This window comes from Neisseria dentiae, from assembly GCF_024580525.1.
In the GTDB taxonomy this organism is placed as follows: Bacteria; Pseudomonadota; Gammaproteobacteria; order Burkholderiales; family Neisseriaceae; genus Neisseria; species Neisseria dentiae_A.
On record NZ_JANIKQ010000011.1, the window covers coordinates 1 to 15,456 of the forward strand.

Consider the following 15,456-nt stretch of genomic DNA (forward strand, 5'->3'; position numbering starts at 1 on the left):
GACAAGCATCCGTTTAAGGATTCGGCACACCGGCAAAAAGAGTTATGTCGTTTTGTTAACTTTTATAACACCGTCAAGCCCCACAAGAGCCTGAAAGGCGACACCCCTTTTGAGGTTTTACAGGCTTATTTTTCTCAACCTGTTGTGTAAACAACCCGACCATTTCCTACATCTAAATCACCGTCATTCCCGCACAGGTTGGAATGGCGGTGAATAAACTTTGTATGATTTCCTTTTGAATTTTGCAAAGGTTACGGCTATTAAGTATTTGTTTTAACCATCTACAAAAACCGCAGGCCGTCTGAAAACACTTTCAGACGGCCTGCATGGTTTTATCTTAACCGGTCGGTTTCGATTTGGCTTACCAATAACCCAACACTTTCCACCAAATCCCGCCGATTACCACAAAAATCAGCAGATTAACCACGCTCATCACAAAACCGGCTTTCCACCATTCGGCCAGCGTGGTGTAACCCGAGCCGAAAATCACCGGCGATGTGCCCGTAGCATAGTGGGTAAGCGTCATCATGATGCTGGAAGCGGCGGCCATAATCAGCGCGAACAACATCGGCGGTGCGCCCAACGACAGGCCGGCAGCATAAAAGGCGCCGAGCATAGCGGTGATATGGGCGGTGGTGCTGGCAAACATATAGTGGGCATACATATAGGCCAACACCAGCAATGCCGATGCGCCCACCCAGCCCAAGCCCAAGTGTGCGATACCGCCTTCGAGCACGCCGGAGAACCAAGTGATCAGGCCGAGTTTGTTTAAGAAAGTGGCCATCATCACCAGTGCGGCAAACCAGGTAACCGTGTCCCATGCGCTTTTTTCCTTCAACACGTCGTCCCAAGTGAGCACACCCGAGAGCAGCAGCAGGCTCAAGCCGATAAAGGCGGTGGTGGTGGCGTCAACGGCGAAGGCTTTGCCGAAAATCATCGCCGGAATGCCGGCCCATAAAATCAGCAGCACGGCGAAAATCGCCAGCATGATTTTTTCGCCGCGGTTCATCGGCCCCTGCTCGGCCAGTTTTTCTTTGGCAAACTGCGCCGCATTGGGCGTTTCTTTGATTTCGGGCGGATAAATGAAATACAGCACTAGCGGCATCAGCACCAGCGCGGCCAAGCCCGGCAGCAGCATCGCCAGCGCCCAAGTGCCCCAGCTCAAATGGATATCGGAATTGGTGGCTTTGGCAATAATGTCCACCACCAGCGGGTTGGGCGCGGTGGCGGTGATAAACATCGCCGAAGTAATCGGATTGCTGTGGTAGTTCACCAGCGCCAGATATTTGCCGATACGGCCCTGTGTGCCTTTTTCCGGGTCGGAATCGTAGCTTGAGGCAATCGCTTTCATCACCGGGTGGATAATGCCGCCGCCGCGCGCGGTGTTGCTCGGCGTAACCGGTGCCAGCAGCAGTTCGGAAAGCGCCAGGCTGTAACCGATGCCCATGGTTTTTTTGCCGAACAGCGAAATAAAATAATAGCCGATGCGTGCGCCCAAGCCGGTTTTGAGAATGCCGCGCGAAATCATAATCGCCACACCGATCAACCAGATCAACGGGTTGGCAAAGCTGCTCAACGCATCTTTAATTGCATCGGCGGGCTTCTCGGCGGTTACGCCGGTCAGCGCCACCAACATAATCGCCACCATGGAAAGCGCGCCGATCGGCATGGCTTTGCCGATAATCGCCGCAATCACGCCCACAAACATCGCCAGCAGATGCCAAGCCTGCGGCGTAACACCTTCGGGCACGGGCACCACAAACCAAATCAACAGCGCCAAGCCCACCGCAATCGCAGCAGGCAGCGGTTTGAAGCCGAGTTTATCGCTCATTGTTTGTTCCTCATTAATGCAGGTAAAAAAAGTTTAAGTGTTGAAATCTTAGCACTATTCACTTTATTCTGCTTGATTAGACGCAAATTATATTTGAAAAATATTCTTTTCAAATATTTTATAACACCAAAGGCCGTCTGAAACTTTCAGACGGCCTTTTATCTATATGAATATATTTACAAACTGCTAACAATGTCCATCACCATGCGGGCGGAATTAACCGATGCCGTCTGCAAAAATTCGTCGAAACTGATGTCGGCTTTTTCGTCCGCCGCATCCGACACCGCACGCACCACCACAAACGGCACGTTCAATTGAAAACAGGTCTGCGCAATGGCCGCCGCTTCCATTTCCACCGCCTGCGCGCCTGCAAAATTGCGGCGGATAAACGCCGTTTTTTCGCTGCTGTGCACAAACTGGTCGCCGCTCACGATTAAGCCGCGATACACCGCCGCACCCTCAAACGCCGCAGCCGCCGCAACGGCCGCCTCCGCCAAAGCCGCATCGCTCTCGAAAACGGCGGGCAGCTGCGGCACCTGCCCCAAAGCGTAACCGAAGGCGGTAACGTCCACATCGTGGTGCGCCACCTGCGTGCCGATAACCACATCACCCACTTTCAAGCCTGCACCGATACCGCCCGCGCTGCCGGTGTTGATCACGCAGTCAGGCGAAAAATGCCCGGCCACCAGCGCCGTAACCGCCGCCGCATTGGCCTTGCCGATGCCGCTCAACGCCAGCACCATCTTTTTGCCGCCCAACGTGCCGCGGTGAACCGTAAACCTGCCGAACGTTTCGGTAACGGCATGCTCCATGCTGTTTTTCAACAGCTCGATTTCCTGCTCCATCGCACCGATAACCGCCACGGTGTTGCATACTTGTTTTTCGGACATTTTCTTCTCTTTCAAAGGGGTAAGGCAGCGCATTATACCGACGAACGCCGCACGGCACTACTGCGCCGATTACCCGCTTCATGCCGTCTGAAATTTGCTATAATTACGAAATTTAACAGGGCGTGTCGTCGACAGGTTTGTGAAGCGGTTTTTCGAGGGAAAATCCGCAGATGCAAGGCAAAAAGCACAGCAAGATTGGACATCTTGCGAGCATTTTAGCTTCGCAAGTCCGCTTCGCTACCTAACGCACAGGTGCGGATTTTAACCAAAAAATACCGCCGCAATGCTGTCGACGGCACGCCCTAAAGCTCACACAGAATTAAAGGGATAAAAATGAACGAGAATCCGCTGCCGGCCAAAGAAGAAATCTATTCATTACTGAAAACACTCAACAAATACAAAGGCTCCGACCTTTTCATCACCGCCAACTTTCCGCCGGCCATGAAGCTCGACGGCAAAATCACGCGCATCACCGAAACGCCGCTCACGCCCGAGCGCTGCATGGAAATCGCCTTTTCGATTATGTCGCCCAAACAGATGGACGAATTCATGAACACCAACGAGTGCAACTTCGCCATCAGCCTGCCCGACACCAGCCGTTTCCGCGTCAACGCCATGGTTCAGCGCGGCGCCACCGCCCTCGTGTTCCGCACCATCACCAGCAACATCCCAAAATTTGAAACACTCAACCTGCCGCCCGTTTTACAGAAAATCGCCATGCAGAAACGCGGCCTGGTAATTTTCGTGGGCGGCACCGGTTCGGGCAAATCCACCTCGCTGGCCTCGATGATCGACTACCGCAACGAAAACAGCCACGACCACATCATCACCATCGAAGACCCCATCGAATTCGTGCACCAGCACAAAAACTGCATCATCACCCAGCGCGAAGTGGGCGTGGACACCGAAAACTGGTTTGCCGCCCTTAAAAACACCCTCCGCCAAGCGCCCGACGTGATACTAATCGGCGAAATCCGCGACCGCGAAACCATGGACTACGCCATCGCCTTTGCCGAAACCGGCCACCTGTGCATGGCCACCCTGCACGCCAACAGCACCAACCAGGCGCTCGACCGCATCATCAACTTCTTCCCCGAAGAGCGCCGCGTGCAGCTGCTTACCGACCTTTCGCTCAACCTGCAAGCCTTCATCTCGCAACGCCTGATTCCGCGCGAAGGCGGCAAAGGCCGCGTAGCCGCCGTGGAAGTGCTGCTCAACTCACCGCTGATTGCCGAACTGATTCACAGCGGCGACGTGCACTCGATTAAAGAAATCATGAAAAAATCGCAGAGCATGGGCATGCAAACCTTCGACCAGGCCTTATACGAGCTGTATGAAAACGGCCATATCAGCTTTCAAGACGCCATCAAAAACGCCGACTCCGCCCACGACCTGCGTCTCGACATCCAACTGCGCAGCCGCCGTGCACAAAACGCCGGGCCGGATCTGGAGCTGATTTAACCCGTTTGCCGCATCCGCACCAACGGGCAAACACTGCAAAGGCCGTCTGAAAAAACGCCCTGTTCTTTTCAGACGGCCTCAAACGTCCGCAGCCGCAAATTCACCGCCCCGCTATTTTAACCCCACCCCGTGTGTGATATACTTGCCAGCTGAATTTCACTTCCGATTTCCGAACATCCAAACGGGCGCACCCTGCCCGTTTCGTTGATTAACAAACAAACATATATTCAATAAGGGCTTACGATGAGCGTAACTGTAGAAACTTTAGAAAATCTGGAACGCAAAGTAGTGTTGTCTCTGCCGTGGAGCGAAATCAACGCAGAAACCGACAAACGCTTGCAGCAAACCCAACGCCGCGTGAAAATCGACGGTTTCCGCCCGGGCAAAGCGCCGCTGAAAATGGTGGCTTCCATGTATGGCGCAAGCGTGCAAAACGATGTGCTCAACGAGCTTGTGCAAAAAGCATTCTACGACGTTGCCGTCGCCCAAAACCTGAAAGTGGCCGGCTTCCCCCGCTTTGAAGGCATCGAAGAGCAAGACGACGAAAACAGCTTCAAAATCGCCGCCGTGTTCGAAGTGTTCCCCGAAATCACCGTAGGCGATTTGTCTGCCCAGGAAGTAGAGAAAGTAACCGCCGAAGTGGGCGATGCCGAAGTGGACAAAACCGTTGAAATCCTGCGCAAACAGCGCACCCGCTTCGACCACGTCGAGCGCGAAGCCCAAAACGGCGACCGCGTTATCATCGACTTCGAAGGCAAAATCGACGGCACCCCGTTCGACGGCGGCAGCGCGCAAAACTACCCCTTCGTTTTGGGTAACGGCCAAATGCTGCCCGAATTCGAAGCCGGCGTATTGGGTCTGAAAGAAGGCGAAAGCAAAGACGTTGAAGTAACTTTCCCCGAAGACTACCACGGCAAAGACGTGGCCGGTAAAACCGCCGTGTTCACCATCGGCCTGAAAAACGTATCCGCCCCTACCCTGCCCGAAGTGGACGAGCAATTCGCCAAAGCCTTGGGCATCGCCGACGGCGACGTAGCCAAAATGCGAGAAGAAGTACGCAAAAACGTGGCCCGCGAAGTGGCGCGCCGCACCGAGAGCCAAACCAAAGATTCGGTGATGGAAGCCCTGCTGAAAGCCACCGAAGTGCAACTGCCCAAAGTGTTGGTTGACGACGAAGCCGCCCGCTTGGCCGACGAAATGAAACAGAATTTCGTCAACCAAGGCATGGCCGATGCCGCCAACCTGAACCTGCCTGCCGATATGTTCAAGGAGCAGGCCGAACGCCGCGTGGCTTTGGGTCTGATTTTGGCCAAACTGGTCGACGACAACAAACTGGAGCCGACCGAAGAGCAAATCAAAGCCGTGGTAAGCGATTTCGCCGAAAGCTACGAAGACCCGCAGGAAGTTATCGACTGGTATTTCGCCGACAAACAGCGCCTGCAAGGCCCCACTTCTCTGGCCGTTGAAGCCAACGTGGTAGAATTCGTATTGGGCAAAGCCAAAGTAAACGAAAAAGTTTTGTCTTTCGACGAAGTGATGGGCGCACAGGCCTAACTGCGCTTGAGGCCGTCTGAAACCCGCAATTAAGCACCGAAGCAGCCTTCCGCGCTTTGGTGCTTTTTATAGCGGGTTAAATTTAAAATAGTACGGCGTTACCTCGCCTTGCCGTACTATCTGTACTGTCTGCGTCTCGGTGCCTTGTCCTATTTTAAATTTAACCCGCTATACTGAATATTCCGATAAGGAGAACAAGATGATTCCCGATATCCGCAACGGCTACCTGGTGCCCACCGTTATCGAACAAAGCGGCCGCGGCGAGCGCGCTTTCGACATTTATTCGCGCCTGCTCAAAGAGCGCATCGTGTTTCTGGTGGGGCCGGTAAACGACGACAGCGCCAATCTGGTGGTGGCGCAACTGCTGTTTTTGGAAAGCGAAAACCCCGATAAAGATATTTTTCTGTATATCAACTCGCCCGGCGGTTCGGTAACCGCGGGCATGTCGATTTACGACACCATGAATTTCATCAAACCCGACGTTTCCACCTTGTGCTTGGGCCAGGCCGCCAGCATGGGGGCGTTTCTGCTGTCGGCAGGCACCAAAGGCAAACGCTTCGCCCTGCCCAACAGCCGCGTGATGATACACCAGCCGCTGATCAGCGGCGGCTTGGGCGGTCAGGCTTCCGACATCGAAATCCACGCCCGCGAGCTTTTGAAACTGAAAGACAAACTCAACCGCCTGCTGGCACAACACAGCGGTCAGGACTTGGCCAAGGTAGAACGCGACACCGACCGCGATAACTATATGTCGGCGGAAGAAGCACAGGAATACGGCCTGATCGACCAAGTGTTAACCGACCGCGCCGGCATCACCACACCGTAAAGGAAGGCTTTTTCAGACGGCCGCTATCCAAGCAGGCCGTCTGAAACCGAAAACATGCAGTTATAGTCAACCAGCTTAATAAAAAGTACACTCGTCATACTCGGGCTTGACCCGAGTATCTTAAATTTCACTAACATGAGATGCCCGGGTCAAGCCCGAGCATGACGGAACTGTTATCAAGTAAGTGGTTTAACTATACTGGCTGCCCGGCAGATACTTTTCAGACGGCCGCAATTCTTTTTATCCCCCTTAAGAAATCATCATGAACCTACTCGGCGCGCTGGCGAAAGTCGGCAGTTTAACCATGGTGTCGCGCATACTTGGCTTTGTGCGCGATACGATTATCGCCCGCACCTTCGGCGCAGGCATGGCCACGGACGCGTTTTTCGTGGCGTTCAAACTGCCCAACCTGTTGCGGCGGATATTCGCCGAAGGTGCGTTCGCGCAGGCGTTCGTGCCGATTCTGGCCGAATACCGGCAAACCCGTTCCGAAGAAGCCACACGCGAATTTATCCGCCATGTGGCGGGTATGTTGTCGTTTATTCTGGTTATCGTTACCGCCGCCGGCATTCTCGCCGCACCGTGGGTGATTTACGCTTCCGCGCCGGGCTTTGTTAAAGAAGCCGATAAATTCCAACTTTCCGTTGAGCTGCTGCGCATCACCTTTCCCTATATCTTGTTGATTTCTCTTTCTTCTTTTGTCAGCTCGATACTCAACACCTATCATAAGTTCAGCATTCCCGCCATAACGCCCACCCTGCTGAACGTGTCGTTTATCGTGTTCGCGCTGTTTTTCGTGCCCTATTTCGACCCGCCGGTGATGGCGCTGGCGTGGGCGGTGTTTGTGGGCGGCCTGCTGCAATTGGGCTTCCAACTGCCGTGGCTGGCGAAACTGGGTTTCTTAAAACTGCCGAAGCTCAATATGAAAGATGCGGCGGTCAACCGTGTGATGAAACAAATGGCGCCTGCGGTTTTGGGCGTGAGCGTGGCGCAGATTTCGCTGGTTATCAACACCATTTTCGCCTCGTTTCTGCAATCCGGCAGCGTGTCGTGGATGTATTACGCCGACCGCCTGATGGAACTGCCCACCGGCGTGCTCGGTGCGGCGCTGGGCACGATTCTGTTGCCCACATTGTCGAAACATGCCGCCAGCGACAACCCGCAAGCGTTTTCCGGCCTGCTCGACTGGGGTCTGCGCCTGTGTATGCTGCTGGCCATGCCGGCGGCGGTGGGGCTGGCCGTGCTGTCGTTCCCGCTCATCGCCACACTGTTTCTGTATAAAGAATTCACGCTCAACGATGCACTGATGACGCAAAACGCGCTGATTGCCTATTCGTTCGGCTTAATCGGCCTGATTATGATTAAGGTGCTGGCACCCGGTTTTTATGCACGCCAAAACATTAAAACGCCGGTGAAAATCGCCGTATTCACGCTGGTTTGCACCCAACTGATGAACTTGGTTTTCATCGGCCCGCTAAAGCATACCGGCTTGGCGCTCGCCATCGGTTTGGGCGCGTGTTTGAACGCAGGGCTGCTGTATTACCTGCTGCGCAAGCATAACATTTACCAACCCGGCGCGGGCTGGGCGGCGTTTCTCGCCAAACTCGCGGTTGCGCTGGTGGTGATGGGCGGCGGTTTGTGGCTGGCGCAGGCGCAAACTTACCTGCCGTTGCAATGGGTTAATGTGGCCGGCTGGCAGAAAGCCGCACAGCTTTTGGGATTGGTGGCTTTGGGCGGCGTGCTGTATTTCGTGTCGCTGGGCCTGCTGGGATTCCGCCCGCACCATTTCAAACGTTCGGAAAAATAACGGAGCGGCCTGCTGCTGAGATATAAACCAAATTGTTGACAAAATCTGTTTTCAGACGGCCCCTGCCGCCTGTTTTCCGCCTTGTTCCAATCTTTACAAAATTTCAATGCCATTTGAATTTAAATTAAGCCGCTTAATTTTTCTATAATAAAAACAAATACCAAAGAGGCCGTCTGAAACATTTCAGACGGCCTCTCTGCTTCGTTTTATCCGAGTTTCATTGCATGAAAGGCTGACACTTCTGCTAAGTTTCATTTACAATTTGCCAACCATTACGAAGCCTTTGGTTTCGGCCGCGCGCGGCTGTGCTCTAACCGGCCGCGTATCTCGACCCACTACCATAAGGAAACAAGATGCGTTCACCAATCGCACTGCTCCCCCTGCTGCTCGCGCCGCTGCCCGCCGCTGCCGCCTCGCTCGACGGCGCAAGTTTGAGCCTGTTATGGGGCATACCGTTTGTTTTGATCTTACTCTCCATCGCCACCGGCCCGTTGTTGTTTGCCATCACCTGGCATCACCACTTCGGCAAGATCACCGCCTTGCTGACGTTTTTGTTTTTGGTGCCGTTCACCATCGTATTCGGCTTCGGCGCAACCGCCCATACGGTCGCCCATGCGCTGGTGGCCGAATATATCCCGTTTATCATTCTGCTGTTTGCACTCTACACCATTTCGGGCGGCATTTTGGTGTGGGGTAACCTGCACGGCAGCCCGCGCCTGAACACCACGATTCTGGCCATCGGCACGGTACTGGCCTCGATAATGGGTACCACCGGCGCAGCCATGCTGCTGATCCGCCCGCTTCTGAAAGCCAACGACAACCGCAAACACCGCGTGCATGTGGTGGTGTTCTTTATCTTTCTGGTGGCCAATATCGGCGGCGGCCTCACGCCGCTGGGCGACCCGCCGCTGTTTTTGGGCTTTTTGAAAGGCGTGGATTTCGGCTGGACGGTGCAGCACATGCTGGTGCCCGTGGCGTTGAGTTCCGCCATTCTGCTCACCCTGTTTTACTTTCTCGACCGCCACTATTTCGCCCAAGAAGACGAGGTTCTGCCGCAAGACCCGTCGCCCGACAGCCCGCTGCAACTGTTCGGCAAATGGAATTTCCTGCTGCTTGCCGGCGTGGTATCCGCCGTGCTGATGTCGGGTTTGTGGAAACCGCAGCACCCCGGCATCGATATTTTGGGCACGCCCTATCTATTGCCCAACCTGCTGCGCGATGCGGCACTGTTGGTTTTGGCAGGTATTTCGCTTGCCATCACCCCCAAGCAGGTGCGCGCGGGTAACGAATTCAACTGGGAGCCGATACTCGAAGTGGGCAAGCTCTTTTTGGGCATCTTCATCACCATCGCACCGGTAATCGCCATTTTGCAGGCCGGCGAAAAAGGCGCGTTTGCAGGCTTGATTTCGCTGGTGCACGACAGCAGCGGCCAGCCCGTTAACGCGATGTATTTTTGGATGACCGGCCTCTTATCCGCCTTTTTAGACAATGCCCCCACCTATCTGGTATTTTTCAACATGGCCGGCGGCGACGCCCAAGCTTTAATGACCGGCCACCTGTTCCACACCCTGTTGGCGGTGTCGATGGGTTCGGTGTTTATGGGCGCACTCAGCTACATCGGCAACGCACCCAACTTTATGGTGAAGGCAATCGCCGAGCAGCGCAAAGTACCCATGCCCAGCTTTTTCGGCTATATGGCTTGGTCGTTCGGTATACTCGCCCCGCTGTTCATACTGCATACCTTTATCTTCTTTGTGTGGCAGTTGTTTTAAAACCGTCCGTGTTTGCCATGAGGCCGTCTGAAAAACCATTCAGACGGCCTTCGATTTACAGCAAGCAGCAGTTATTTTACCCGTTTAGCGTTTTTACTCGATTTTTTCAGCATATTTTGAAAATTAATTCCAATTTAAAACAATATCTTATTAAATTAATATTTAATAATAACAATTATCATTTGCAAAATAGCCGGTTTTGCGTATAATGCAATCCAACGGTTCGGCAAACAACAGCAACGAAAGGAGAACGAAATGCCCGAAAGCATTTTCAAGCAAGTTTCTCTGGATATTCTGAGGCTGCACCAAAAAGCCGTACACACACTTTTAGCCACCGAATGCAGCGGTTGCCCCGAAATCCACGATGCGGTATTCGTTACCCTCAACGGCAGATATTATGTTTGGCTGCCCGAAAACCCGCAAAGCGAACCGGAAACCGGCATTCTGCTGATTGAAGCCGAAGATGCCGCCACCCGCCTGAGCTGGGTTGCCAGCGCCCGCAGGCTTAAGAAAAAAGACAGTTTATACTGCCGCGCCGCAGCCGCCCTGCAACGCCGCAGCCAACCCGGCCAAGCGGCATTCTGCCAAACCGAATGCCCATGCCTGTTGGAGCTCACCCCGCAGCAAGGCCGCTTAACGGTTGATGATAATAGAGATTTTACGCTTTCGCCTTCCGACTTGATGAAGGCTTTGTATCCGGCAAAACAAACAATAGAAGCATTTGCCTTGTAACAGTTTTGGTAGTGGTTTGTGTTCCTTTTGCGCCCCCTCGTGGGGCGATTTTTTTGCGCCCGAGCAACACGGAAACTTTTTAACGGATATCAACTCTAAATATTTATTATGCATTTAGTATAATAAAGTATTCCATTCTGATTCCATATCAAACAACTTTTCCGGGAGCATCATAAATGAAGAAAAAAGTTGCCGTTGCTTTAGCCGCCGTTTTATCGGTAGGTTTGGTTTCTGCCGCTCAAGCCAAACGCCCTGTCGAATTTACCGTCGGCAGCGAGTATTACCGCGAAACCTACCGCGAATACACAAACGGCACCGAGCGCCTGATGCAGGAGCGCGGCAACCTTTGGTCGCTCAACGGCGGCATCAAATATTCGTTTAACGACCGCCATGCCGCCAAAATCGAAGGCCGCTATTCGCACGGTGAATCCGACTATACCGGCCAATATATGGAAGACTCATATTACGGCGAGGCGGTGATTAAAAACGTGCCCCGCCGCGCTTACGACATCAGGGTTTCTTACGAATACACACAGCCCTTAAACGAAAAACTGGATTTGGTGCTCGAAACCGGCTTGGGCCACCGCACCCTGAAAGACTTGGGCAGCCGCGTAAACCAATATGACTACGACCGCAAAAACCAAACCCTTTACGCCCGCATCGGCGCGGGTTTGGACATCAAACTGCCCCGCTCTTTCGAAATCAATCCCAAAGTGGCCTATAACCATATGTTGCACGGCCGCCAGCATAGCTACCACAACGGCTACGCCAATAAATTCAAACAAAGCGGCGGCCGGGGCATAGAACTGGAAGTGCCGGTGTCCAAACGTTTTGCCAATGATTCCAAACTCAGCGTCGGCCCGTTCTACCGCGGTTGGAAAGTGCCGGATTCCGAGCGTATTTATTCGGTTGACGACGACGGCCGGCTGTGGAGTTCGCGCGAACCCAAAAACTACACCCACGAAGCCGGCGTAAAACTGCAATACAGCTTCTAAGCTGCCTGCAAACCGGGGCTTTCAGACGGCCTATAGTGAATTCACTTACCCCATTACGGCGTTGCTGCGCCTTGTCGTACTATTTTACTGTCTGCGGCTTGCTGCCTTGTACGGGAGTAAGTGAATTCACTATATTTATACAGGCCATCTGAAAGCCCCGGTTGTTTGCCCCGCCGTATCAAGCGCCGTTTCCGGCACCCTTTGCAAACCGTGCCGCACCGAGGTTGGCCAGCTCGTCGGCGCGTTCGTTTTCCGCATGCCCCGCATGGCCTTTCACCCATGCCCATGTAACGTCGTGCAAATGAACCAAGCGGTCGAGTTCGCGCCACAAATCTTCGTTTTTCACCGGCTGCTTGGCGGCGGTTTTCCAGCCGTTTTTCTTCCAACCGTGTATCCAGCTTTCCATACCGTTTTTCACATATTGCGAATCGGTGCAGATTTCCACGCTGCTGCGGCGTTTTAAAGCCTTCAACCCTTCGATAACGGCCGTCAGCTCCATGCGATTGTTGGTGGTTTCGGCCTCGCCGCCGAAAAGCTCTTTTTCGTGCGCGCCGTAACGCAGCAGCACGCCCCAGCCGCCCGCGCCGGGGTTGCCTTTGCAGGCGCCGTCGGTGTAGAGGTAAACGGTTTTGTCCATGGCTTTTTCCGGTTGAAAATAGAGCGCATCATAACACAGGCCGTCTGAAGAGACCTTTGCAAAACCCTCATCTGCGGCGCATTTCTGCGTTGTGCGTTTATGCCCTTTAGGGTACTGCTCGCTCGCTTGCCTAACTCCATGTTATGTCTGTGCTCGCTGCGCTGCTACGCCTTGAACTGCATCCACATCTGGGGGTTTTGCAAAGGTCTCCTGAAACATTTTTTCAGACGGCCTGTGTTATGATGCGCATCTTTAGAAACCAATCTGCCGATTCTGATGAACGCCCGCAAAACCTACCTGCTCGGTATCGCCTTCTTCACTGTTTTATTTATGGCTTTGGTGCTGCTGGGAAGCTGGCTGCTTTCGGTCGGAAGCAAACAGTTTGCCGTTGCCGCCTTCCTGTTCGCCTTCGCCGCCGTGTTCGGGCAGATTGCCTGCCTCGCACTCTACGCCCGCCAAACCGCGCGCGAAAAAGCCGCTTCGGCAGCCAAACCGCAGGAAAACCGTCATGTTTGACCAAATCGTTTTAGCCAGCGGTAACGCTGGCAAGCTGAAAGAATTTTCGCGCTGGTTCGCCCAACGCCGCATCGAAGTGCTGCCGCAGTCCCGCTTCAACGTGCCCGAGTGCCCCGAACCGCACCTTACCTTTATCGAAAACGCCATCGCCAAAGCCCGCCACGCCAGCAAATACAGCGGCAAACCCGCACTGGCCGACGACAGCGGTATCTGCGCCCAAGCCTTAGGCGGCGCGCCCGGCATTTATTCGGCACGCTTCGCGGGCGAAAATCCGAAATCCGACGCCGCCAACAACGCCAAACTTTCCGCCGAACTGGCCGGCAAAGCCGACAAAAACTGTTACTACGTTTGCGTGCTGGCGCTGGTGCGCCACGAAAACGATCCGCAGCCGCTGATTGCCGAAGGCATCTGGCGCGGCGTGTGGCAGGATAAGCCCGCCGGCAGCAACGGTTTCGGCTACGATCCGCATTTCTTCCTGCCCGAGTTAGGCCGCACCGCCGCCGAGCTGGACCCCGAAACCAAAAACCGCATCAGCCACCGCGGCCTGGCCTTGGCCGGGCTGGAAAAGAAAATCGATTTGCTGTATCCGCAGCCTTAAAGGCTATGGCCTTGCGAAACAGCTTCCGAACATATGAATAACGCCGGCAAAACTCAAGCGGTTGCAAAGTATTTTGCCAAGCCTTCGGGCCGTCTGAAAACACCGTTTGACAACCGACTCCCGCAAACTTTACCAACCCCATGACCGCCATCAATTTTCCCCGCCCCGGCCATCTCACCGCCCTGCCGCCCTTGTCGCTCTATATCCATATCCCGTGGTGCGTGCGCAAATGCCCTTATTGCGACTTCAATTCCCACCAAGCCAAAAACGGCCTGCCCGAAGACGCTTACATCGACGCGCTGCTCACCGATTTGCAAAGCGAACTGCCCAACGTTTGGGGGCGTGCGGTGGAAACCGTGTTTATCGGCGGCGGCACGCCCAGCCTGTTTCAGGCAGCCTCGATAAACCGCCTGCTTAACGGCGTGCGTTCGCTGGTAAAGCTGCAACCGCAGGCCGAAATCACGCTCGAAGCCAACCCCGGCACGTTTGAAAAAGAGAAGTTCCAAGGGTTTAAAGACGCGGGCATCACGCGCCTTTCCATCGGCGTGCAGAGTTTCGACGATGCCGCGCTGCAAAGTTTGGGGCGTATCCACAACCACCGCGAAGCCTTAACAGCCGTTGAAACCGCACTGAACCTATTCGAACGGGTGAATATCGACCTGATGTACGCCCTGCCGAACCAAACCGTTCAGACGGCCTTACACGACATTCAAACCGCTATCGCTTCGGGTGCCGGCCACATCAGCGCCTACCACCTCACGATGGAGCCGAACACCCCGTTCGGCCACACCCCGCCGCCCGGCCTGCCGCAAGACGAAGCCGCGCTCGACATCGAAGAAGCCGTACACGGCGCGCTGGCAGAGGCAGGCTTCGCACACTACGAAACCTCGGCCTTTTCCCGCCCCGGCCATGCCTGCCGCCACAACCTCAATTATTGGCAGTTCGGCGACTACATCGGCATCGGCGCCGGCGCACACGGCAAGATTTCCTACCCCGCCCGCATCGAACGCACCGTGCGCCGCCGCCACCCCAACGATTATCTGGCCGCCATGCACGGCAAGGTTTCAGACGGCATCGAGCGCCAAACCGTTGCAGCGGAAGATTTGCCGTTTGAATTCATGATGAATGCCCTGCGTTTAACCGACGGCGTGCCCGCCGCATGGCTGCAAGAACGCACCGGCGTGCCCGCCGCCAAAATCGCCGCCCAAATCCGGGCCGCCCAAACCAAAGGCTTGCTGGACAACGACCCGCTTTATTTCAGGCCGTCTGAAACCGGGCGGCGGTTTCTCAACGATTTGCTGCAATGCTTTTATAAAGGCTTTTCCATTATTTGATGCCTTTGCAGAATTCATATCGCATTTTAAAACCTCACATTCGAACCCGATCCAAGCATGTTATTATTTTTTAAATAGATAACAGATGCTTAATCAAGCCCGAGTATGACGGTAGCTAAATTTTTTGTGATACTTTTTTGAATTTTGCAAAGACTTCGGTTTGTGAATCCCCGTGGGGGTTTCGGCTCAATAGGCATTTGGATCGGTTGCTACCAATCCATAGCGAAAAAACTTCATTTCTGCCACGGCATTACCGTGCCCTAACTCGAAGAGAACGATTTTGTCAGCCGCTGAAGCCGCAACAGAATCGGTTCCGTACTACTTGTGCTGTCTGCGGCTTGCCGCCTTACGGCAAAAATAAGTTTTTCCGTTAAACTCCCCTTTAGCCGATTTTTGATCTTTTTGAACTTACAAAAATTTCAGGCCGTCTGAACAATTTCAGACGGCCTCTTAGATTTTATGATTAACCGGTTAATAAAGAAAAACTTTGCCAGCCCCGACCA

General features: G+C 54.1%; 14 protein-coding genes and 1 pseudogene. 11 read left to right on the top strand and 4 right to left on the bottom strand.

All coding sequences use genetic code 11. The annotated features are described in order from the left end of the window. The coding region (locus NQ012_RS07650; protein WP_257065795.1) for an integrase core domain-containing protein at positions 1-150 on the top strand (150 nt) is incomplete at its 5' end. 211 nt (positions 151-361) lie between these two features. Here NQ012_RS07650 and NQ012_RS07655 read toward each other — a convergent pair. Further along, positions 362-1,831, bottom strand: a complete 1,470-nt coding sequence (locus NQ012_RS07655) for an anion permease (protein ID WP_257067013.1) — start codon at positions 1,829-1,831, stop codon at positions 362-364. Between the two features lie 176 nt (positions 1,832-2,007). Then, positions 2,008-2,721 carry a 5'-methylthioadenosine/adenosylhomocysteine nucleosidase gene (locus NQ012_RS07660; protein WP_257067014.1) on the bottom strand — a complete coding sequence of 238 codons (714 nt, stop codon included), beginning with the start codon at positions 2,719-2,721 and terminating at the stop codon, positions 2,008-2,010. 333 nt (positions 2,722-3,054) lie between these two features. Here NQ012_RS07660 and NQ012_RS07665 point away from each other — a divergent pair, with 333 nt between their 5' ends. Continuing rightward, positions 3,055-4,182, top strand: coding sequence for a PilT/PilU family type 4a pilus ATPase (locus NQ012_RS07665; protein ID WP_257067015.1), 1,128 nt, complete (start codon positions 3,055-3,057; stop codon positions 4,180-4,182). Between the two features lie 243 nt (positions 4,183-4,425). Next, positions 4,426-5,736 (top strand): trigger factor, encoded by a 1,311-nt coding sequence (tig, locus tag NQ012_RS07670; RefSeq protein WP_257067016.1) that lies wholly within the window; start codon positions 4,426-4,428, stop codon positions 5,734-5,736. A gap of 69 nt (positions 5,737-5,805) precedes the next feature. On the opposite strand, the pseudogene NQ012_RS07675 reads toward tig, so the two are convergent. Then, positions 5,806-5,912: pseudogene (locus NQ012_RS07675) on the bottom strand (IS5/IS1182 family transposase); the annotation flags it as partial. A gap of 23 nt (positions 5,913-5,935) precedes the next feature. Here NQ012_RS07675 and clpP point away from each other — a divergent pair. From clpP to NQ012_RS07700, 5 genes are all read left to right on the top strand, one after another. Next, entirely contained in the window at positions 5,936-6,562 is a 627-nt protein-coding gene (gene clpP, locus NQ012_RS07680) for an ATP-dependent Clp endopeptidase proteolytic subunit ClpP (protein ID WP_257067018.1), read from the top strand. A gap of 262 nt (positions 6,563-6,824) precedes the next feature. Then, positions 6,825-8,369, top strand: coding sequence for a murein biosynthesis integral membrane protein MurJ (murJ, locus tag NQ012_RS07685; protein ID WP_257067019.1), 1,545 nt, complete (start codon positions 6,825-6,827; stop codon positions 8,367-8,369). 353 nt (positions 8,370-8,722) lie between these two features. Then, positions 8,723-10,141, top strand: a complete 1,419-nt coding sequence (locus NQ012_RS07690; protein ID WP_257067020.1) for a sodium:proton antiporter — start codon at positions 8,723-8,725, stop codon at positions 10,139-10,141. A gap of 255 nt (positions 10,142-10,396) precedes the next feature. Further along, on the top strand, positions 10,397-10,873 hold the full coding sequence (locus NQ012_RS07695) for a pyridoxamine 5'-phosphate oxidase family protein (protein ID WP_257067021.1): 477 nt from the start codon (positions 10,397-10,399) through the stop codon (positions 10,871-10,873). Between the two features lie 176 nt (positions 10,874-11,049). Continuing rightward, positions 11,050-11,868, top strand: a complete 819-nt coding sequence (locus tag NQ012_RS07700) for an outer membrane beta-barrel protein (protein ID WP_257067022.1) — start codon at positions 11,050-11,052, stop codon at positions 11,866-11,868. A gap of 178 nt (positions 11,869-12,046) precedes the next feature. Here NQ012_RS07700 and rnhA read toward each other — a convergent pair whose 3' ends face one another. Next, positions 12,047-12,505: a ribonuclease HI gene (gene rnhA / locus NQ012_RS07705; protein WP_257067023.1), complete on the bottom strand. Its 459-nt coding sequence runs from the start codon at positions 12,503-12,505 to the stop codon at positions 12,047-12,049. A 276-nt stretch (positions 12,506-12,781) separates the two neighbouring features. Between rnhA and NQ012_RS07710 the strand changes: the two genes are divergently transcribed. The 3 genes from NQ012_RS07710 (at position 12,782) to hemW (ending at position 14,953) form a co-directional block, all read left to right on the top strand. After that, the gene (locus tag NQ012_RS07710; protein WP_257067024.1) at positions 12,782-13,021 is read left to right on the top strand and encodes an NGO_0222 family membrane protein; all 240 of its coding nucleotides are present in this window, start codon (positions 12,782-12,784) and stop codon (positions 13,019-13,021) included. After that, a complete protein-coding gene (gene rdgB, locus NQ012_RS07715; RefSeq protein WP_257067025.1) occupies positions 13,014-13,619 on the top strand; it encodes an RdgB/HAM1 family non-canonical purine NTP pyrophosphatase in 606 nt (201 codons plus the stop codon). The genes NQ012_RS07710 and rdgB overlap by 8 nt, the downstream gene beginning before the upstream one ends. A 140-nt stretch (positions 13,620-13,759) precedes the next feature. Then, positions 13,760-14,953 (top strand): radical SAM family heme chaperone HemW, encoded by a 1,194-nt coding sequence (gene hemW, locus NQ012_RS07720; RefSeq protein ID WP_257067026.1) that lies wholly within the window; start codon positions 13,760-13,762, stop codon positions 14,951-14,953. The last annotated feature ends 503 nt before the right edge of the window (positions 14,954-15,456 follow it).

Bases quoted from the DNA above. Each gene is read 5' to 3' on its own strand.
- NQ012_RS07655 (WP_257067013.1), bottom strand. From the start codon at position 1,831: ATGAGCGATAAACTCGGCTTCAAACCGCTGCCTGCTGCGATTGCGGTG.
- NQ012_RS07660 (WP_257067014.1), bottom strand. From the start codon at position 2,721: ATGTCCGAAAAACAAGTATGCAACACCGTGGCGGTTATCGGTGCGATG.
- NQ012_RS07665 (WP_257067015.1), top strand. From the start codon at position 3,055: ATGAACGAGAATCCGCTGCCGGCCAAAGAAGAAATCTATTCATTACTG.
- tig (WP_257067016.1), top strand. From the start codon at position 4,426: ATGAGCGTAACTGTAGAAACTTTAGAAAATCTGGAACGCAAAGTAGTG.
- clpP (WP_257067018.1), top strand. From the start codon at position 5,936: ATGATTCCCGATATCCGCAACGGCTACCTGGTGCCCACCGTTATCGAA.
- murJ (WP_257067019.1), top strand. From the start codon at position 6,825: ATGAACCTACTCGGCGCGCTGGCGAAAGTCGGCAGTTTAACCATGGTG.
- NQ012_RS07690 (WP_257067020.1), top strand. From the start codon at position 8,723: ATGCGTTCACCAATCGCACTGCTCCCCCTGCTGCTCGCGCCGCTGCCC.
- NQ012_RS07695 (WP_257067021.1), top strand. From the start codon at position 10,397: ATGCCCGAAAGCATTTTCAAGCAAGTTTCTCTGGATATTCTGAGGCTG.
- NQ012_RS07700 (WP_257067022.1), top strand. From the start codon at position 11,050: ATGAAGAAAAAAGTTGCCGTTGCTTTAGCCGCCGTTTTATCGGTAGGT.
- rnhA (WP_257067023.1), bottom strand. From the start codon at position 12,505: ATGGACAAAACCGTTTACCTCTACACCGACGGCGCCTGCAAAGGCAAC.
- NQ012_RS07710 (WP_257067024.1), top strand. From the start codon at position 12,782: ATGAACGCCCGCAAAACCTACCTGCTCGGTATCGCCTTCTTCACTGTT.
- rdgB (WP_257067025.1), top strand. From the start codon at position 13,014: ATGTTTGACCAAATCGTTTTAGCCAGCGGTAACGCTGGCAAGCTGAAA.
- hemW (WP_257067026.1), top strand. From the start codon at position 13,760: ATGACCGCCATCAATTTTCCCCGCCCCGGCCATCTCACCGCCCTGCCG.